Raw genomic sequence first — 18,655 nt, forward strand, 5'->3', positions numbered from 1 at the left:
TGCGCCGCCGCCTGAAGCGTCACCGCCAGCTGCCGCGCCGCCGCCTGAAGCGTCTCCGCCAGTTGCTGCGCCGCCGCCTGAAACGTCACCGCCAGCTGCTGCGCCGCCGCCTGAAGCGTCTCCGCCCGCTGCGCCTGATGAAGTACCGTCGGCTGCGCTTGTTGTAGCCTGTGTGGTTGACTGATATGCATGAGCTCCGTTACAGTACGGAGGAGAGTAATTATCAGTTACCTGCGATTTCCAGTAACCGATGATATTGCTCTTCGGGCAGCCGGAACCTGCTATGCAGCCTGTGCTTGAACACATAGGAGCTTCGATGACAGTGCTTACCTTTTCAAAGTCGTAAGCTGTATCACCGTAATTCTCGATAATGTAATTGCCTATGACACTGCGCCATGTCTTTGCCGAGATTACAGCCTGAGGCAGTTCAAGACTGTTGTCTATATATTCAAAACCAACGGTTATTCCGCTTACAAAGTCAGGTGTAAGACCTACGAAGCACTCGTCGGCGAAGTCCTGAGTCGTACCTGTCTTTCCTACAACGACCTTGTTCGGAAGTGCTGCTTCCGGAGCTGTACCGCCAACGCCTACAACATTTTTCATAAGACGGTTCATAACATAAGCTGTCTCGTCGGAAACTGCACGTCTCGGATTGCCGTCGTTCTGATAGATCACCTGCTGATTGCTGTCTTCGATCCTTGTGATGAAGTGCGCGTCATACTGCATACCCTGATTTCCGTAGGGAAGGTATGCGTTTACGAGGTTTTCAAGAGTTGTACCGTGAGTAAGAGCGCCGAGAACAAGAGGAGATTCAAGACCTCTTTCGACCTTGTCCATTCTGAGACCGAGCTTTTCTGTAGTGAAGTCATATACTTCCTCCGGTCCGAGCTGATGAACGAGCTGAGCAGAGATAGTATTCTTTGACTGACGGAGACCGTCCCAAAGCTGAACCGGACCGCCGCCGCCCTGTACGCCGCCGTAGTTTTTAGGCCACCATTGACCATCAACTATCATTACCGGAGAGTCCTTTATTATGGAGCCCCAGTGGAACTTACCTGATTCAATGCCGTAGCCGTAGCCGGCGATAGGCTTGATCGTAGAACCTACCTGACGTCCGTTGTCCTTCTTGCAGGCGTAGTTTGTAACGAGAGAGCCCTTTTTCTCACCGGTATTTCCGACTGCACAGAGCACCTCGCCCTGATAGTTTATAGCGACGAAGGCTATATGAGCAGGGTAATCCTCCGGAACACCGTCGGGGTGACCGAAGGGTTTAAGGTCAACTGACTTGCGGTACTGATACGGATAGAGGAACTCACCCAGTACGTTGTCAACATTGCTGAGCCTGTCCTCGACATAGGTCTGCATCTGCTTGTCGTACTTTGTATATATCTTGTAGCCGCCTCTGTATATCTTGCTGAGAGCGGTATCATCGTCCAGGTCGTACTGCTCTGCGAACCAGTCCCTTGCTTCAAGGAGGATATTGTCGAGTATCCAGCTGTAGGATTCTTCCTTGTCCTTGAGATCCTGAAGCTCGGATTCGGGGTGGAGAGCCTTGTATTCTTCGGAGTCTGTGAATATAAGAGGTGTGACGATATACTGCTGATATTCGTCATAGCTGATAGAACCGTTCTCGTACATCTTGTAGAGAACGTACTCCTGACGGGGCTTGTTGTTTGCCTTTCCGTCAACTACTATTGGTGAGTTGGGGTCGTTGTCGTCCTTGCGGTATATTACCTTGGGACCGTATTCCTCAGGGCTCTTTGGTATAGACGCAAGTACGGCAGCCTCAGGTATCGTGAGGTCATCGACGCTCTTTCCGAAGTATTCAATCGAAGCTGTCTGTATACCGTTTATAGGACCGCCGAAGCCGATATAGTTGAGGTATTCTTCAAGTATCTCGTCCTTGGAGTATGATTTTTCGAGCTGCATGGCTGAGAATATCTCACGCATCTTACGCTGCGGAGAATGTTCGTCGTCTCCTGAGAGGTTCTTTACAAGCTGCTGTGTGATAGTGGAACCGCCCTGCTCGGTATTGTAGAAATGAAGGAACATATTGAGAAAGGCGGAGAATGTACGCTTGTAGTCGACGCCTTCATGAACGTAGAAACGCTCGTCCTCCGTATATACGAATGCGTCGCGGACGTGCTGCGGTATTCTGTCGATGGTGACAGGTATACGCTGCATACCTACCGTGAATTCGCGGAGCATTTCCAGCTGATCGTTGCCGCTTTCGTCCTTTACCTCCGCATAGATGTAGGTATTGCTTCCTGATTCAAGGTCCTGAAGCGTTACCGTAGTGGAGTCGTCCATGAATTTGAGGACATAGACAGTGAGAGCTGTGCTTACGATAGTACCGGTTATGATGATAACGAGCGTAAGTGACAGCAGGGTAGCCGCAATGACAGAAAACAGCTTTTTGATTACTTTCAGCACTTTGCTGCGTTTTTTCTTTTTCTTCTTTTTCTGAGGATTCCTGTACACTTCCTCGTCAGCTGCTTCGAGGTGACGGGAAGCTGGAAAATTTTTATCGTTCATGTTGTCAGAATAGCCGCTGTGAACGGCAGAACTCCTTTCAAAGATTTATATGTATCTGTACATAAATATACATCATATATTATAGCACGTCTTGTCCGAAATGTTAAGACTTTTCTTAAAAAATCAGCAATTTGTATAATATAGAAAAAACGGGCGATACTAAATAAGGATATTTCGGCAAGGGAGTGATAATATGACATACAGGCGCGTAAAAAGGATATATTTTACCCTCGTATCGGCGGTGGTGGCGGCTGGTTTCCTCACAGTCTGCACACTCGGTCAGGAGGTCCGGAGGAAGCGCGTGGAAGCGCGGCTCGCAGCGGCGACACTGCGTGACGGAGGTCCTGAATTCGTTGTCCGCGAAAGCGGAGGACGTGCTGCGGTCTTCAGAAACGGCGAGGATAAGCCCTATCTTCTCATAGATGTGGAGCTGTCCCTGCTGTCGGACTATGACAGGGAAGCGCTTGCCGACGGTATTTATATCGGCAGTGAGAAGGAACTGCGGCAGTTTATAGAGGATATCTCATCCTGAAGTATGAGGCGGCTTGCGGTGCTTTTTCTTTTTTCTGACTGAGAAGCCGAAGTCGCCCAGCTTTCTTCCGATGGCAAAATATTCGCCGTGGGCGAAAGCCATGAGGCCGCACTGCTGAAGGTTGAGCTTGCCTTTGCTGTCGATGAATCTCTCGTCGGCGTCTATGCCTACTATTTCAGCGAGAAACATTGTATGCGAGCCGAGGAGCTTTTCCTCGGTCACTCTGCATTCAAGGCTCAGTGGACATTCCTCGATGAGCGGAGCAGCAACCTTCTGCGCGGGAGATGTATGCAGACCGCACAGTGCGAATTTGTCCGTATCCTTTCCGCTTTTGACGCCGCAGAGGTCTGTCTCGCGGCACATAGCTGAGGTGGTGAGGTTTATGACGAATTCTCCCGAAGCCCTGATGATATCGTGGGAATATCTCTCAGGACGCACTGATATATAGGTCATAGGCGGTCTTGTACATACTATCCCTGTCCAGCCTATGGTAAGTACATTGGGTCTTTCGACAGTTCCGCAGGTAACGAGAGCTGCGGGAACGGGAGCGAGCAGGGTGCTGCCCTTCCAGAATTGTTTAGCCATTGTTTCTCCTTTTGGGCAGATTTCTGTTCGCGCTGAATTTCTTCTCAGCTTCGCCGGGCTTTCCTCCGTTCAGGAAATGCCTGTATTTTTTGAAATTGTACTTGCCCTTTTCCTTTGTGATATTTCCGTACTCTATCGCGTCCGCAGGGCAGTTGCCTATGCAGGACATACAGTGAGTGCAGTTTTTGCCCCATACGGGCATCTTATCCTTTATCGAGATGTTGTTCAGAGGGCACATCTTCTCGCACCTGCCGCAGCTTATGCATTTTTCAGTGACAAAGAAATCGCTTGCGGGCATTTTGTATTTTGTCCATACAGGGTTGAAGGGTATGGTTATCAGCTTTTCAAACATGAAAACATACCTTCCGTGAAGCCTGTTGCCGCTTTTTATCGCATTGGCGACCTTGTCGAGCTTGTCGCAGGCGTTCAGCAGGCGTTCCTTTATCTCCTCATTTGTCTGCACCGGATAGTGACCGATGAAGTAGTTCCTGGGCATGACTATCTCTGCGTGACCCATATACTCCATTTTTTTCTTCCTGAACATTTTTTTTGCAAGATAGCCTGTTATGCCGCAGTAGCCCGCGCTGTTGGCGACAAAGTAGACCTTCCTGCTGCCTGCGAAGCTCAGCTTTTTCAGGTACTTGCTGAGGAAACGCGGCATTTCGCATACATATACGGGAGTGCATATTATGAACGGCTTTTCGGAGCGCACCTCTGACAGATCGTTCTTTTTGATCCGTTCAAGCAGGTCGATGCACTCGTCGCCGAGCTTTTCTGCCAGTTCCGTAGCGAGGAACTGTGTATTTCCCGTCGCGGAAAAATATAAAACCATAAAATTCTCTCTCCCATCACATACAAAAAGCGGATAATCGTTTAGTGTATCAATCACATTATATCATTATTACGGGGAATTTTCAAGATTATTCGCAAATTTGAGCTTACGGCAGGTTTTGACAGATTTCGCGGGGCGGCAGTGGTATAATAGGGCGTGAAAAGGCACCGGAGTGCAGTGAAAAGGAGGAGAAGCAATGAAAATAGACATAAAAAACGAGAACGGAACGGCAATTGCGAAGCTCAGCGGTGAAATAGACCATCATAACGCAAAGGAGCTCCGTGCCGAGCTTGACCGCTTCATAGTGACGGCGCAGCCGCAGGAGCTTGCTATAGACTTCGGCGGCATAACCTTTATGGACAGTTCCGGCATAGGGCTGATAATGGGCAGGAGCAAGCTCCTGAAGGAGTGCGGCGGGCGGCTGGAGGTAATAAACCCTCAGCCCTATATAAAGCGTGTAATGAAGCTTTCCGGCATTGACAGGGTAGTAAAAATACGGTAAAGGAGAAAAATTATGGAAATACTAAACGAGATAAGATTCAGGATGCCGTCGCTCTCTGTGAACGAATCGGCAGCACGTGCGGTGGTGTCATCATTTCTTATACAGGCTGATCCGACAGTGGAGGAGCTTTCGGACATACGCACGGCGGTATCCGAGGCGGTGACAAATGCGGTAGTGCATGGCTACAGGCATACGAAAGGTGATATAGAGCTGATAGTACGGCTGCTCCCGGAGAGAATGGTATACATAAGAGTGAGAGACAAGGGCTGCGGCATAGCTGACGTGGAGCAGGCGATGGAGCCGCTTTTCACTACCGCTCCGGAGGAGGAGCGTTCAGGGCTGGGGTTTTCTGTCATGCAGTCCGTCATGGACAGGCTCTCGGTGAGGAGCGCTCCGGGAAAGGGTACGACAGTGACCATGAGAAAGAGGCTTTCAGCACATGGGGACTGATGTAAAAAAGCCTGCCGCCGAGGAAAATCTCGGACTGGTACACCTCTGCGCTAACCGCTTCCGCGGACGCGGTATAGAGTATGACGACCTGTTTTCCGCAGGCTGTATCGGTCTGCTGAAAGCGGTGAAAGCCTTTGACAGCGGCAGGGGAGTGAGGTTCTCCACATATGCGGTTCCCGTGATACTCGGCGAGATAAAGAGGCTTTTCCGTGACGGCGGCTCGGTGAGGGTGAGCCGGAGCCTTAAGGAGCTTTCACTGCGGCTCCAGCGGCTCTGCGAGAGCTTCCGCCAGCGAGAGATGCGCGAACCCACAGTCGCGGAGCTTGCAGCGCTTTCCGGAGAGAGCGAAGCTTCAGTATCCGAGGCGCTTTGCGTCAGTCAGCCTGCTCTGTCCCTGACCTCAGGGGACGAGGAGGAGGGACAGACGGATATACCCGTTGAAGCTCCCGACGAAAATATAACAGACCTGCTTGCCCTCAGACAGATAATGGCGGAGCTGGAGCCCTCTGACCGTGCTCTCCTTGAACTTCGCTACTTCAAGGGGCTTACCCAGTCAAAGACAGCGGCGGTCCTGGGAATGACGCAGGTGCAGGTATCCCGGCGTGAAAAGAAGCTGCTGACACAGATGAGGGAGGAACTGCTGAGCTGAATACCGGGGCAGCAATCTTGGTAAAAAAGTATATTTTATTGCTGAAATTATCGAACGGCGTTGACATTTCCGGAAAAAGAGGTTATAATGAATGTGTACAGCCGCCTGAGGGCGGTCATTGCTCCGGACAAAGTCCGGGGAGCGCAAATTCTTTAAAAAGAGAGGGAATTACTATGGCGAAACATATTCTTACAAGGCTGCTGGCAGGTCTGGCAGCAACGGTCATGCTCGTTCCGACGCTGAACAGTATGCCCGGCAACGAAAAGCAGACAACGGCTTTAGCCGCAGATAACAGCGGCGACGACTGGCTCCACGTCAACGATAAGGCACAGATCGTTGACAAGGACGGAAATGAAGTATGGCTGACCGGCGTAAACTGGTTCGGCTACAACGTAGGCAGTCAGGTATTTGACGGCGCATGGTCGGCAAACGTACATCACTGCCTCGACCTTATCGCGGATCACGGCTTCAATCTTCTCCGTGTACCTATGTCCACAGAGATCATTCTCCAGTGGAAGAACAAGAAACCCGATCCGATGATAAAGCTCAATGAGTATGAGAACCCTGAGCTGACCATTGAGGGCGAGGTCGGCGGTACTCCCATGTACAGCTTCGATATCTGGAACAAGGTAGTGGAGTGGTGCAAGGAGGACGGCCTCAAGATCATGATGGATATACACTGTGCGACAAGCAACTCCGCAGGTCATAACGTACCTCTGTGGTATGATGACAATTACTCCACAAAGGACTGGCTGGATGCACTCTCATGGTTCACAGACTACTACAAGAACGACGATACCATCATTGCTATCGACCTCAAGAACGAGCCTCACGGCAAGCCAGAGGAAGGAAAGTTCGCAAAGTGGGACGAATCAAAGGATCAGAACAACTGGAAGTATGCTGCTGAGCAGGGCGCTATGGCTTGTCTCAACAACAACCCCAATCTCCTTATCATGGTAGAGGGTGTTGAATGCTATCCTAAGTTTGAAGAGGGTGCTGACTGGAGCACACCGTCCGTTGACTACGCAAACTATGACAAGCCCAGCAAGGTATGGGGCGCATGGTGGGGAGCCAATCTCCGCGGCGTAAAGGATCATCCCGTGGATATCGGTCAGTACAACAAGCAGATCGTTTACTCTCCTCACGACTACGGTCCGGGAGTATGGGAGCAGAAATGGTTCTACCTTGACGATCCCAGCAAGACCTTTACACGTCAGACCCTTCTTGACGACTACTGGTACGGTACATGGGCATATCTCGTTGAAGAGAATATGTATCCTCTTCTCATAGGCGAGTGGGGCGGATTCGTAGACAAGGAACACGACACCACAGGCGAGAATGTTCACTGGCTCACAGAGCTCCGTGATTATATGATAGACAAGCATATCCACCACACCTTCTGGTGCTTCAACGAGAATTCATCAGATACAGGCGGACTTGTTTACGACAACTTCCAGAAGTGGGACGACGTTAAGTACGAATTCGTAAAGCCTGCTCTATGGCAGACAAATGACGGCAAGTTCATAAGCCTCGATCATCAGATACCTCTTGGTACAGCAGGCAACGGTATATCACTTTCCGATTACTATTCGGGCAGTTCGACACCTTCCACAAGACCTACAACAACTACTTCAACAGGCACGACCACATCTGTAACAACAACATCGGAGACTACTACAACTACCACAAGCTCCTCCGAGACAACAACTACTACTTCAACTACTACATCGTCAGATACAACGACGACAACAACCAATACAACAACAACTTCAACTACTACATTAACACATCCTCATTATAATTTTGATAGTGTGATATCCTATCCTACAAAGACGGTATATACCGAAGGCGAAGAGCTTGACGTAGACGGATTTGTATTTGCGGCAACTTCGTCCTCCGGTGAGGAAACAACTTATGATTATAGCAAAACAAACGGACAAGTCGTAAGTAAGGTTATTGACAAGGACGGAAATGAAGTGTATGACAGTAAGTTCGATACACTTCCCGCAGGCGAGTATACCGTAAAGATCATTTCTGCCGGACTGCATACACAGAATAATGTTTGCTATGGCATAGACTGTTCGTATAAAGTTACTATCGAGCCTAAAAATGGAAACGGTTCTTCTTCAAATGATGATATTCTGTGGGGCGACGCAAATTGCGACGGCGGCATAGATATGGCAGACGCTGTTCTCATCATGCAGAGCCTTGCAAATCCAAACAAGTACGGCGTTGATGGCACTGACGACAAGCATATCACAAGCAAGGGTCAGGAGCAGGCTGACGTTGATACAAGCACAAAGGGCATCACTTCAAATGACGCCCTCCAGATACAGCTCTTCCTGCTGGGCAAGTTAAAGACTCTTGCTCCCAACGGCTGAGAGAAAAACTGAATAATTACTGCGGCACGGTTTTTACCGTGCCGTTTTTATATATCTCACGGCAGAAAACACTTTACAAAAACCGGACTTTCTGATATAATTATACTGAGTAAATATGTATTGAAAAGAGGTATAGCTTTGGCTAACGATAAGATAAGAAACTTTTGTATCATAGCGCATATAGATCACGGCAAGTCAACTCTTGCCGACCGTATCCTCGAAAAGACCGAAACTGTCGCTATCCGCGACATGGAGGATCAGCTCCTTGACAACATGGACATCGAGCGTGAAAGAGGAATCACCATAAAAGCCCGTGCGGTGCGTCTTAAATATACCGCGCAGGACGGTGAGGACTATATCTTCAATCTCATTGACACTCCCGGTCACGTTGACTTCAATTATGAGGTATCCCGTTCCCTTGCAGCCTGTGAGGGAGCTATACTCGTTGTTGACGCTTCTCAGGGTATAGAGGCTCAGACCCTTGCAAACACCTATCTTGCCATTGAGCACGACCTTGAAGTCGTTCCCGTGGTCAATAAGATAGACCTCCCCTCGGCTGACCCTGAGAGAGTATGCAACGAGGTCGAGAACGTAATAGGCATACCTGCTATGGACGCTCCCCGTATATCGGCAAAAATTGGTACCAATATCGAAGCTGTCCTCGAAAAGATTGTAACAGATATACCTGCACCTCAGGGAGACCCGGAAAAGCCTCTTAAAGCTCTTATTTTCGACAGCTATTACGACTCATACAAGGGCGTTATCATATATGTCAGGGTGAAGGAGGGACGTGTGAAGGTGGGTGACAATATCCGCCTAATGGCTACGGGAGCTGTTTTCAATGTAGTTGAGGCAGGCTTTATGGACGCCACGAACCTTGTGAACAACGGCAGCCTTGAAGCAGGTGAGGTAGGCTATATAGCGGCTTCTATCAAGAGCATAGGCGATACTCAGGTGGGCGATACCGTCACCAACGACGATGCCCCCTGCGACGAGCCCCTTCCCGGCTACCGCAAGGTAAATCCCATGGTATTCTCAGGTATATATCCTGCTGACGGAACAAAGTACGGCGACCTCCGCGACGCCCTTGAAAAGCTCCAGCTCAACGACGCTTCGCTGTCATTCGAGCCTGAGACCTCTGTTGCTCTCGGCTTCGGCTTCCGCTGCGGCTTCCTTGGACTTCTCCATATGGAGATAATCCAGGAGAGACTGGAGAGGGAATACAATCTTGATCTCATAACCACCGCGCCGTCGGTTATATACAAGGTAACATTTACCAACGGCGAAGTTCAGTATATCGACAATCCTACAAATTATCCGGACCCTGCGCTGATACAGACAGCAGAGGAGCCTATGGTAAAGGCAAGCATACTTTCCCCTTCGGACTATGTGGGAAATATAATGGAGCTTTGTCAGGACAGGCGCGGAGTATTCAAGGATATGAAATATCTCGATGATACCCGTGTGGAGCTGCATTACGAGCTGCCGCTGAACGAGATAGTATACGATTTCTTCGACGTGCTTAAATCCCGTACAAAGGGATATGCTTCATTTGATTACGAGATGATGGGATATGTTCCAAGCAAGCTCGTAAAGCTGGATATACTCCTGAACGGCGAAATTGTGGACGCTCTCAGCTTTATTATCCATACCGACAAGGCTTACGCAAGAGCGCGTAAGATAGCTGAAAAGCTCAAGGAAAACATTCCGCGCCAGCTCTTTGAGGTGCCGATACAGGCTGCTATAGGCGGCAAGATAATTGCTCGTGAGACTGTAAAGGCAATGCGCAAGGACGTGCTTGCGAAGTGCTACGGCGGCGATATAACCCGAAAGAAGAAGCTGCTGGAAAAGCAGAAGGAAGGCAAGAAACGTATGCGTCAGCTCGGTACTGTAGAGGTGCCGCAGGAGGCATTCATGAGCGTTCTCAAGCTTGACAGCTGATAATAACGGAGGCTTGTATGGTAAACTATATCATTCTCGGACTGCTTGCGGCTGTATGCGCCGTAAGCCTTATCACCGTGATAACTGAATACTTTGTGCCGAAAAACTCCGGGGTCGGACGTATGCTCCGCGCAGTCAGGATAAGGCTGCGGGAGAAGTCACGGACAAGCTTCTGCGTGACCGCCATAGTCCTGCTGATATTCGGACTTATCGTCCATGGTAACTTCCCGAAGCTCTTCATTGCTCTTGGGATAATGCTGATAACGCTTGTGATACTGCACCCTGAGGACTTTCTAAGTATTTTCAGGCAGCGCAGAAGGGCTTCAAAAAAGAAGCGCCTCGGACTTACTCCGCTGAATACCCGAACAGCTCCTGCGGCAAGGCTTGCAGGGGAGCTGGAGCCTGCTGAGGCAGAGCCCGTGAAAGGAAATGAATAATATGAGTATATACACCTGTCCCCACTGCGGAGAAAAGACATTTACTCCCATTACAAAGGCAATGGCAGGAACTATGAAGTCAAAGGGCAAAGCCTGCCCCAAGTGCGGTATGCTCTGCGTGAACGGCAAGGGAGCAACTATCTTCAATGCGCTGTACTGTCTTGTAGCCTTCGTGTTTATAGCCATTGTTTACTGCAACGGACTTAGAACAGAGTGGATGTTTACCCATGAAATGCCGATCTGCATCGGTATTATCATTTCGATGTTTATCGTTCCAAGGCTGGTAAATGCATTCTGCTTTAAGATGATGGAGACGATACGAATAGACGCATACGAAAAATGAGCCTCGGAATATATATCCATGTACCTTTCTGCGGCAAGAAGTGCGGCTACTGTGACTTCTATTCCGTAGGCTATACAAGGCAGGAGGCAGAGAAGTACACTGCTGCTGTACTCAGGAATATCCGCCATTATTCAGACAGTGAACGCAGGGTGAGTACCATATATTTCGGCGGCGGTACGCCGTCTCTGCTCACTGGGGAGCAGATCGGCTGCATACTTGATGAGATACGCAGCAGCTTCAAAGCCGATTCGGACGCTGAGATCACCCTTGAAGCCAATCCCTGTACCCTGAATGATGAGAAGCTGTATGAGCTCCGGAAAACAGGGATAAACCGTCTGTCAATCGGAGTCCAGTCCATGATCGACAGCGAGCTGAAAATGCTGGGCAGGGTCCACAGTGCGGAAAGAGCCGAAAGAGCTGTGCTTGACGCTGCAAAAGCCGGATTTGACAATATCTCCTGCGACCTGATGATAGCTCTTCCGGGGCAGGATAAAGACAGTCTCAGGTATTCCATTGAGCGGATAACGGCTCTGCCGGTGCGGCATATTTCGGCGTACATTCTCAAGACTGAGGAGGGTACGCCTTTTTACTGCGACGATATAAAGCTGAGACTGCCTGATGAGGACGGCACCGCGGAGCTCTACCTTGAAATGGTGGAGCGCCTTGAAGAAAAGGGCTTCATGCAGTACGAAGTGTCTAATTTCGCTGTGAAAGGCTTTGAGAGCCGTCATAACTGCCGGTACTGGAGGTGTGAGAATTATCTCGGAATAGGTCCTGCGGCTCATTCCTGCTATAACGGGAAAAGATTTGCGGTGGAGCGTGATATTTCGGGATTTATACGCAGCGATGTGCAGAGCGTTACGGTAACTGATGATAGTCCCTGCGGTTTTGAGGAGTTCGCAATGCTGCGCCTGAGACTTAAAGAGGGACTGCGGTTATGCGATGTTGAAGAACACAGGGCAGATATCGAAAGGAAGCTCCCACCGCTGATACGTGACGGCTATGCCGTGACCGACGGGGAAAGGGTATGGCTAACTCCAAAAGGCTTTCTCATGTCAAATTCGGTCATAGAGTATCTGGTTTTCTGAGAAAAAAACAAAGCCATAGCTGTTGCTATGGCTTTTTTATATGCATTATTCTCCGGCTGACAGGGACTTTATTATCCTGTCAAATACCGGGAAGTCCTTGTCGTAGGTCTTCTGCATCTCTTCCTTGCTGTCATTCGCAAGTGCTATGGGCTTCCTTATGGCAAGGAACATATCATCTGTGATACTGCTCTCCGGAACACCTATCTTTTCCGCAAACTTTGTGCCCTTCAGATAGTAGAACCAGTTTTTAACGTGCGGATCGTCAGGATACAGACTGCTCAGGTCTGCAAGCGTCTCTTCGGGTATCAGCAGTTCCTCGGCAGTTTTTTTGTTTCCTATGATTATGACCGCTTGCGCACCGCTCAGGAAGGCGCTGAGTTTGCCGGTAACGCCGTTGGTATAGTTGCTGTATTCGTCATCGGAGTAGGGAATGTAGTTCACCGACGCGAGGACCTTTCCGTTTCCGTTGAAATCCTCGGCGAAATCCGTAAAGTAATCACCAAGGTATGCCGACGTTCCTACGGTGTTGTTGTCGCAGAGCATGAGGATCTCCACATCAGGACGTGGAGTGCTTAAAAGGTCATATATGAGATATACGCCGAGCAGTGTGAAGAATACTCCTATTCCGAGCCACCATTTGTTGTGGTAGAAGAAATTGCTTATCTTACTTCCGAATGAAAGCTTTATCTCTTCTTCCTCTTCCTCGTGGACAGTGGACTCTTCCTCATTGATAAGACCTTGTTTCAGGCGCATCAGCTCCTTTTTCTCTTCAAGGAGCTTTTTTTCGTATGCTTCACGCTTTTCCTTTTCCTGCTGTTCGTACTTGCGTGCGATCTCTGCCTCCTGACGGGCGGTTTCCTCTTCACGCTGCCGTATCAGCTCCTTGCGGGAACTGAAAATGCTTTCGTTTATTTCTGCCTTTTGATCTTCAGGCGTATCCGGAGTGTTTTTTTTGTTCTTTTCGCTCATAATTAATCCTTACGATAACGGGCGGCAATAAGCCGCCCGAATGGTTTATTTCTCTATATTCTTTCCGCAGAAGGGACATTTACTTCCCATTATCCTGCCAAGATATGAGCCGCAGTGCGGACAGCGGACATACACAAAATGCAGGATAAGTCCGGAAGAGACCATAACTATTGAAAGTATGATGAAAAATGTGGTCATTGCCTTATTGTCCATAAAAAGAAGTATCCCGAAAAGCGGAAGAAATCCGACAAATATCAACAGTGCCGCAAGAAACGACATCTTTATCGGCGATCTTTTTTTCATTGCATATCCCCCGTATCCGCAGACTTTACAAAGCCTGTCTTACTCAGTTAAGGCTTTTAAGTGTCGGGAACAGAAGCACATCTCTTATTGAAGAGCTGTTGGTGAGAAGCATTACAAGACGGTCGATTCCGTAGCCGATACCGCCTGTAGGCGGCATACCTATTTCAAGCGCATTGAGGAAGTCCTCATCTGTGCGGTTTGCTTCCTCGTCGCCCTGACTGAGAGCTTCTTCCTGAGCCTTGAAACGCTCACGCTGGTCAATAGGATCGTTCAGCTCGGAGTAAGCGTTGCACATCTCCCTGCCTGTGATGAACAGCTCGAAACGCTCAACATAGTCGGGAGCGTCGGGCTTCTTCTTGGTGAGAGGTGATATCTCAATTGGGTGATCCATTATGAATGTGGGCTGTATGAGGTGCTCCTCAACATAAGCCTCAAAGAAGAGATTGAGGATATCTCCGCGCTTGTGGCGGTCCTCATACTCCACGCCCTTTTCGTCAGCTATCTTTCGTGCTTCCTCAAGAGTCTTTATCTCACTGAAGTCAACGCCGGAGTACTTCTTTACTGCTTCGATCATGGTAAGTCTTTCAAAGGGCTTGCCGAGATCGATCATGTGCTCGCCGTAGGGAACGCAGGTAGCACCGCACACCTCCTGCGCAACGTGACGGAACATATTCTCAGTGAGGTCCATCATACCGTAGTAGTCAGTATAAGCCTGATAGAGCTCCATGAGTGTGAATTCGGGGTTATGACGGGTGTCAACGCCCTCGTTTCTGAAAACTCTGCCTATTTCGTAAACTCTTTCAAGTCCGCCGACGATAAGTCTCTTTAAGTAGAGTTCGAGGCTGATACGGAGCTTTACGTCCTCGTCGAGAGCGTTATAGTGAGTTTCAAAGGGCCTTGCAGCTGCGCCGCCTGCGTTGGAAACGAGCATGGGAGTTTCAACTTCCATGAAGCCCTGATTATCAAGATAGCGTCTGATAGATGCAATTATCTTTGAGCGCTTTACGAATGTGTCCTTGACATCAGGATTGATAACGAGGTCGAGATAGCGCTGGCGGTATCTTGTGTCGGTATCCTTGAGACCGTGCCACTTTTCCGGCAGGGGGAGGAGAGACTTTGTAAGCAGTGTTATGCTCTTTGCGTGTATTGATATCTCACCCTTCTTAGTCCTGAAAACATAGCCCTCAACGCCGATGATATCGCCGATGTCCCACTTCTTCTTGAATTCCTTGAAGAGATCTGCGCCTACATCATTGGAGCGTACATAGACTTGTATACGGTCGGAAGCGTCACGGACGTCAATGAAGTTAGCCTTGCCCATATCTCTCCAGCTCATTATTCTTCCTGCGATACGGATAATGTTTTCATTGAGCTTTTCAAGCTCTGCTGCCTTCTTCTCCTCGTCGTCGCCAACAGCAGCGAGTATCTCAGCTTCCTTAGCCTCGTACTCCTTCTTGTAGTCTGCAGCATGGCCTGTAACGTCGAACTTTGTGATAGTGAACGGATCGTGACCGAGCTCACGGAGGTCAGCCAGCTTGTCAAGTCTGTCCTTCTTGAGAATATTTATATCCTGTACGGGCTCTTCGTCAGCCTGTACAGGGGAGTTTACCTGGTTTTCGCTCATTTTAAGTGTCCTTTCGATTTTACTTTGAGATCTCGACTACCTCGAATTTAAGCTCGCCTGCGGGAGCTTCAACGATGAATGTGTCGCCGACTCTCTTCTTCATTGCAGCCTTGCCGATAGGAGACTCGTCTGAGATAAGTCCCTCACGGACATTAGCGTGATTTGTGCCAACGATAGTGAAAGTCTCGATTTTTCCTGTATCAAGGCGTTTGATAGTGATCTTTGAGCTCATGCCGATCTCATCGACGGAAATGCTCTCGTCGTCAACGATCTCAGCGTTGTCGATAGTATACTGGAGTTCCTGAATGTGAGCCTCAAGGATAGCCTGTTCGTTTTTAGCTTCATCGTACTCGGCGTTCTCGGAGAGGTCTCCGTAGGAACGGGCAACTTTAAGTCTTTCAGCGACTTCCTTACGTTTATTGATCTTGAGGTCGTCGAGCTCGGCAACGAGTTTGTCGTAGCTTTCTCTGGACATCTTCTTTGTAGCCATATCAATGCACTCCTTAATATATTATAATAAATAGCATTACACATTATTATACTATATAACGCTGAAAAAGTCAATACCTCGTTTAGCCGTTAGCCGTAAGTTTGTATGGGGCGATGCCTGCATCGCCCCGTGTCTTTTTTGTCAAATTTGTCGGGCTGATGTGGGCATCAGCCCCTACATCGCGTTCATGTTACATTGTCAATCAGGCATGGGCGGTCGGGGACGCCCGCCCCTACAAGGCTAACAGCACTGTGATTATGACTTTGATTCCATAAAAAACAAACCTCAGCAGAAATACTGAGGATTTTGTTATATATGGCGTGAAATAATTACGCATTAACTAATGAGGCTGTAGATTATCTCGACCGCCTTGTTGTACTGGTCATCCACATCTTCGGTCTCGTTTGATATGATGAGGTCGGGAGCAAGTCCCACACCGTCATAGCAGTCCGAAAGAGCTGTCTTGTATTTTGCGACTGTGAGGACTACAGCGCCGTTCTTGCTGAATTCAGTGGTCTCCTGCATAACGCCCTTGCCGTAGGTCTTTTCGCCTATGAGGCGGGCACCGGCGAAGTCCCTGAGAGAAGCGGCAAACAGCTCTGCCGCGCTGGCGGTGTTTTTGTTCACAAGCACAACCATTGGAATATCGAGCATGGTCTCGTCGGAGTATATGATAGTCTCGCTATGACCGTCCTTATACTCTGCCGTGGCGATAACACCCTCAGGAAGAAGCGGATCAAGGCAATCCGAAAGCGCAGGGATAAGTCCGCCGCCGTTGTCGCGGACGTCGAATATCAGCGCACGGACGCCGTTTGAGGTAAGTCTTTCGAGAGTGTCCATAAACTGCTGCGGGGTATTTTTCTTGAAGCTGTTTATCTTTATGCAGCCTACATACTCACTGAGCATTTCACCTGTAACGGTCTTTACTTCCATAGAGCGGCGGGTAAAGGTATAGTCCTTGTCGATACCGCCTCTGCGGACAGTGAGCCTTATCTCGGAACCCTCCGTGCCGCGCATTGCTTCAACGGATTTGCCAAAGCCCTCGGAAAGTACGCTCACACCGTCGATGAGGGTTATGATATCTCCAACGCGGAGACCTGCCTCTGCAACAGGGGAGTCCTGTACCATTCCTGAGATACGGATATATCCGCTCTCGTCTTCCTCAAGGGTAAGTCCGAGACCAACGAGCTGACCCTCGTCCTCGTTCTGCTCGGCAAGGTACTCCTCCTCGGAGAGATATTTGGAATATTTGTCGTCGAGACCTGAGATATAGCCTTTCAGTATGCCGTCTGTCAGTTCGTTCTCATCGATGTCGCCGAGATAGTGCTCGCGGACATAGGTGTCGAGCGTCTGGAGCGAGTTGTATTTTTTTCCCTTTTCGCTTACGTCAACTACTGTCTTGTTAAAGCTCTGGAGCGAGAAAAAGGAAGTCAGTATAAAAGTGACCGCGGAAGCTATGGCGATAAGGCTGAGAGCAAGGCCGAGACTGATCTTCTTATTCATATTATCATCGCTTTCTGACAAAAATTCGGGCAGTTGTAAGAACTGCCCTTATTTTTCGTTATTTTATTGGTTTACGGACTTACGAATAAACTTGGATTTACACGGACGCCGTTTTCACGCACCTCAAAGTGGAGGTGAGCGCCTGTTGACCAGCCGGTAGTTCCTATGTATCCGATGACCTGTCCCTGTTCAACGTAGTCTCCCACTGAAACGCAGGCATTCTTGAGATGTGCGTATACAGTTGAGTACGTACCGTCATGGGATATTACGACGTAGTTGCCGTATCCGCCGCAGCCGCCGCAGGGACAGCCTCCGTCCTTGGGATAGTCACACGGACAGGAATTATATACCGTAACAACGGTTCCTGATCTTGAAGCGCAGGCTCTTCCGCCGTAGATATTGCCGTCACCCACATCTATACCGTAATGGAAACTGCCCCATCTCGGACCATAAGGGCTTGAGATGTAGGTGAATCCCGGTGCGGGCCATGCAAAGCCTGAAGCACCTGCTGAAACGGATACGTATGAAGGCGTGTAGGAATAGTCATAATTCTGGATAGCGCTGGCTCTTTCCTGAGCAAGTCTTGCCTGCTCTTCCTGATATAATCTTTCAGCCTCTGCAGCCTGACGCGCGATCTCAGCATTTATAGCGTCATTGAACTCGTCATTCAGCCTGTCGAGTTCCGCCTTGTTGTTTTCTATCCTCTGCTGTTCGGCAGCGATACGTGCTATCTCAGCCTGGGTCTTTGCCATCTGATCGTTGAGCTTTTCAAGCTCTGCGGCTTTTTCTTCTTTTCTCTTATTCTGCTCATCCTTTTTCATTTCGCTAGTGAGCTTTTCTGACTGGAGCTGCTTTTTGGACTCTTCCATCTTGTCGATATCCGTGAGGATATCGTTAATGAGCTGTTCGTCGTAGGAAGCGATGCGGTTCACCATTTCAACTCTTGATATCATATCATAGAAGCTTGAGGTGCCTACCATTACAGAAGCGAGGTTATCGTTTCCGGCGATGTACATTTCGCAAAGACGCTGCTTGAAGAGTTCGACATTATGGTCTATCTCTTCCTGCTGTGAAACAATGGAAGCTTCAAGCATATCTATATTGAAATTTGTCTTTTCGATATCAGCGTTAAGACTTTCTATCTCTGCGTTGAGAAGCTCGATATTCTTGTTTATCACGCTGATCTGTTCGGAAAGAAGGTTCTGATAGTTCTGTTCCTCAGCCTTGTTGCCTTCAAGCGCGTCTATCTGAGACTGAAGCTCTGAGATCTGAGCCTTGTTCTGGCTTATCTCTTCCTGCATCTCTGCGATAGTGAGAGCAGAGACCTGTTTGACGTTTTCACCTGACAATAAGGTCGAGCCTGTCATAAATGCCACTGATAATGCAGAACAGGTCACAAAAGAAATCATCTTATTGAAAATACTAAGTTTTTTCATAATAAAGCTGCTTACCGGAAAGGTGCATTAAATGCTGCGGAGTTCCGGCAGCACA

Annotated in this window: 18 protein-coding genes; 9 read left to right on the top strand and 9 right to left on the bottom strand. The window is 49.0% G+C overall.

Annotation, left to right across the window (positions count from 1 at the left end; translation table 11 throughout):
* A partial coding sequence (locus tag QZZ36_RS12005; protein ID WP_295081814.1) for a transglycosylase domain-containing protein occupies positions 1 to 2,535 on the bottom strand: 2,535 nt, incomplete at its 3' end.
* A gap of 193 nt (positions 2,536 to 2,728) precedes the next feature.
* On the opposite strand from QZZ36_RS12005, the gene QZZ36_RS12010 reads away from it, so the two are divergent.
* Complete coding sequence (locus QZZ36_RS12010; protein WP_295081816.1) at positions 2,729 to 3,067, top strand: hypothetical protein; 339 nt, start codon at positions 2,729 to 2,731, stop codon at positions 3,065 to 3,067.
* On the opposite strand, the gene QZZ36_RS12015 is transcribed toward QZZ36_RS12010, so the two are convergent.
* Both QZZ36_RS12015 and QZZ36_RS12020 read right to left on the bottom strand, forming a co-directional pair.
* Positions 3,059 to 3,652, bottom strand: coding sequence for a flavin reductase family protein (locus QZZ36_RS12015; protein WP_295081818.1), 594 nt, complete (start codon positions 3,650 to 3,652; stop codon positions 3,059 to 3,061). The genes QZZ36_RS12010 and QZZ36_RS12015 overlap by 9 nt on opposite strands.
* Positions 3,645 to 4,484, bottom strand: a complete 840-nt coding sequence (locus QZZ36_RS12020) for an EFR1 family ferrodoxin (protein ID WP_295081820.1) — start codon at positions 4,482 to 4,484, stop codon at positions 3,645 to 3,647. The genes QZZ36_RS12015 and QZZ36_RS12020 overlap by 8 nt, the downstream gene beginning before the upstream one ends.
* 196 nt (positions 4,485 to 4,680) lie before the next feature.
* Here QZZ36_RS12020 and QZZ36_RS12025 point away from each other — a divergent pair, with 196 nt between their 5' ends.
* The 8 genes from QZZ36_RS12025 (at position 4,681) to hemW (ending at position 12,275) form a co-directional block, all read left to right on the top strand.
* On the top strand, positions 4,681 to 4,986 hold the full coding sequence (locus QZZ36_RS12025) for an STAS domain-containing protein (RefSeq protein ID WP_295081823.1): 306 nt from the start codon (positions 4,681 to 4,683) through the stop codon (positions 4,984 to 4,986).
* 12 nt (positions 4,987 to 4,998) lie between these two features.
* Entirely contained in the window at positions 4,999 to 5,436 is a 438-nt protein-coding gene (gene spoIIAB / locus QZZ36_RS12030; protein WP_295081825.1) for an anti-sigma F factor, read from the top strand.
* Positions 5,426 to 6,085, top strand: coding sequence for a sigma-70 family RNA polymerase sigma factor (locus tag QZZ36_RS12035; RefSeq protein WP_295081827.1), 660 nt, complete (start codon positions 5,426 to 5,428; stop codon positions 6,083 to 6,085). The genes spoIIAB and QZZ36_RS12035 overlap by 11 nt, the downstream gene beginning before the upstream one ends.
* A 173-nt stretch (positions 6,086 to 6,258) precedes the next feature.
* A complete protein-coding gene (locus tag QZZ36_RS12040) occupies positions 6,259 to 8,466 on the top strand; it encodes a cellulase family glycosylhydrolase (RefSeq protein ID WP_295081829.1) in 2,208 nt (735 codons plus the stop codon).
* Positions 8,467 to 8,604: 138 nt separating this feature from the next.
* Positions 8,605 to 10,407, top strand: a complete 1,803-nt coding sequence (gene lepA, locus QZZ36_RS12045; RefSeq protein WP_295081833.1) for a translation elongation factor 4 — start codon at positions 8,605 to 8,607, stop codon at positions 10,405 to 10,407.
* A gap of 17 nt (positions 10,408 to 10,424) precedes the next feature.
* Positions 10,425 to 10,844: a hypothetical protein gene (locus QZZ36_RS12050; RefSeq protein ID WP_295081840.1), complete on the top strand. Its 420-nt coding sequence runs from the start codon at positions 10,425 to 10,427 to the stop codon at positions 10,842 to 10,844.
* A 1-nt stretch (position 10,845) separates the two neighbouring features.
* A complete protein-coding gene (locus tag QZZ36_RS12055; protein ID WP_295081842.1) occupies positions 10,846 to 11,187 on the top strand; it encodes a hypothetical protein in 342 nt (113 codons plus the stop codon).
* Positions 11,184 to 12,275 carry a radical SAM family heme chaperone HemW gene (gene hemW / locus QZZ36_RS12060; protein WP_295081846.1) on the top strand — a complete coding sequence of 364 codons (1,092 nt, stop codon included), beginning with the start codon at positions 11,184 to 11,186 and terminating at the stop codon, positions 12,273 to 12,275. The genes QZZ36_RS12055 and hemW overlap by 4 nt, the downstream gene beginning before the upstream one ends.
* 45 nt (positions 12,276 to 12,320) lie before the next feature.
* On the opposite strand, the gene QZZ36_RS12065 is transcribed toward hemW, so the two are convergent.
* The 6 genes from QZZ36_RS12065 to QZZ36_RS12090 form a co-directional block, all read right to left on the bottom strand.
* Entirely contained in the window at positions 12,321 to 13,244 is a 924-nt protein-coding gene (locus QZZ36_RS12065) for a hypothetical protein (protein ID WP_295081848.1), read from the bottom strand.
* A gap of 45 nt (positions 13,245 to 13,289) precedes the next feature.
* The gene (locus QZZ36_RS12070) at positions 13,290 to 13,547 is read right to left on the bottom strand and encodes a hypothetical protein (RefSeq protein WP_295081853.1); all 258 of its coding nucleotides are present in this window, start codon (positions 13,545 to 13,547) and stop codon (positions 13,290 to 13,292) included.
* 43 nt (positions 13,548 to 13,590) lie between these two features.
* Entirely contained in the window at positions 13,591 to 15,171 is a 1,581-nt protein-coding gene (gene lysS / locus QZZ36_RS12075; RefSeq protein ID WP_295081857.1) for a lysine--tRNA ligase, read from the bottom strand.
* Between the two features lie 19 nt (positions 15,172 to 15,190).
* A complete protein-coding gene (gene greA / locus QZZ36_RS12080) occupies positions 15,191 to 15,661 on the bottom strand; it encodes a transcription elongation factor GreA (RefSeq protein WP_295081859.1) in 471 nt (156 codons plus the stop codon).
* A 336-nt stretch (positions 15,662 to 15,997) separates the two neighbouring features.
* Complete coding sequence (locus QZZ36_RS12085) at positions 15,998 to 17,164, bottom strand: S41 family peptidase (RefSeq protein ID WP_295081861.1); 1,167 nt, start codon at positions 17,162 to 17,164, stop codon at positions 15,998 to 16,000.
* Positions 17,165 to 17,235: 71 nt separating this feature from the next.
* A complete protein-coding gene (locus QZZ36_RS12090) occupies positions 17,236 to 18,600 on the bottom strand; it encodes a M23 family metallopeptidase (RefSeq protein WP_295081863.1) in 1,365 nt (454 codons plus the stop codon).
* Positions 18,601 to 18,655: the final 55 nt, after the last annotated feature.

The sequence above is a fragment of the Ruminococcus sp. genome (assembly GCF_016287535.1).
Lineage (GTDB): Bacteria > Bacillota > Clostridia > Oscillospirales > Ruminococcaceae > Ruminococcus.

Excerpts from the sequence above, each read along its gene's own strand:
- QZZ36_RS12070 (WP_295081853.1), bottom strand. The coding sequence starts at position 13,547 with ATGAAAAAAAGATCGCCGATAAAGATGTCGTTTCTTGCGGCACTGTTG.
- hemW (WP_295081846.1), top strand. The coding sequence starts at position 11,184 with ATGAGCCTCGGAATATATATCCATGTACCTTTCTGCGGCAAGAAGTGC.
- QZZ36_RS12035 (WP_295081827.1), top strand. The coding sequence starts at position 5,426 with ATGGGGACTGATGTAAAAAAGCCTGCCGCCGAGGAAAATCTCGGACTG.
- QZZ36_RS12025 (WP_295081823.1), top strand. The coding sequence starts at position 4,681 with ATGAAAATAGACATAAAAAACGAGAACGGAACGGCAATTGCGAAGCTC.
- QZZ36_RS12090 (WP_295081863.1), bottom strand. The coding sequence starts at position 18,600 with ATGAAAAAACTTAGTATTTTCAATAAGATGATTTCTTTTGTGACCTGT.
- QZZ36_RS12050 (WP_295081840.1), top strand. The coding sequence starts at position 10,425 with ATGGTAAACTATATCATTCTCGGACTGCTTGCGGCTGTATGCGCCGTA.
- spoIIAB (WP_295081825.1), top strand. The coding sequence starts at position 4,999 with ATGGAAATACTAAACGAGATAAGATTCAGGATGCCGTCGCTCTCTGTG.
- greA (WP_295081859.1), bottom strand. The coding sequence starts at position 15,661 with ATGGCTACAAAGAAGATGTCCAGAGAAAGCTACGACAAACTCGTTGCC.
- QZZ36_RS12020 (WP_295081820.1), bottom strand. The coding sequence starts at position 4,484 with ATGGTTTTATATTTTTCCGCGACGGGAAATACACAGTTCCTCGCTACG.
- QZZ36_RS12055 (WP_295081842.1), top strand. The coding sequence starts at position 10,846 with ATGAGTATATACACCTGTCCCCACTGCGGAGAAAAGACATTTACTCCC.
- QZZ36_RS12065 (WP_295081848.1), bottom strand. The coding sequence starts at position 13,244 with ATGAGCGAAAAGAACAAAAAAAACACTCCGGATACGCCTGAAGATCAA.
- QZZ36_RS12085 (WP_295081861.1), bottom strand. The coding sequence starts at position 17,164 with ATGAATAAGAAGATCAGTCTCGGCCTTGCTCTCAGCCTTATCGCCATA.
- QZZ36_RS12010 (WP_295081816.1), top strand. The coding sequence starts at position 2,729 with ATGACATACAGGCGCGTAAAAAGGATATATTTTACCCTCGTATCGGCG.
- lysS (WP_295081857.1), bottom strand. The coding sequence starts at position 15,171 with ATGAGCGAAAACCAGGTAAACTCCCCTGTACAGGCTGACGAAGAGCCC.
- QZZ36_RS12015 (WP_295081818.1), bottom strand. The coding sequence starts at position 3,652 with ATGGCTAAACAATTCTGGAAGGGCAGCACCCTGCTCGCTCCCGTTCCC.
- QZZ36_RS12040 (WP_295081829.1), top strand. The coding sequence starts at position 6,259 with ATGGCGAAACATATTCTTACAAGGCTGCTGGCAGGTCTGGCAGCAACG.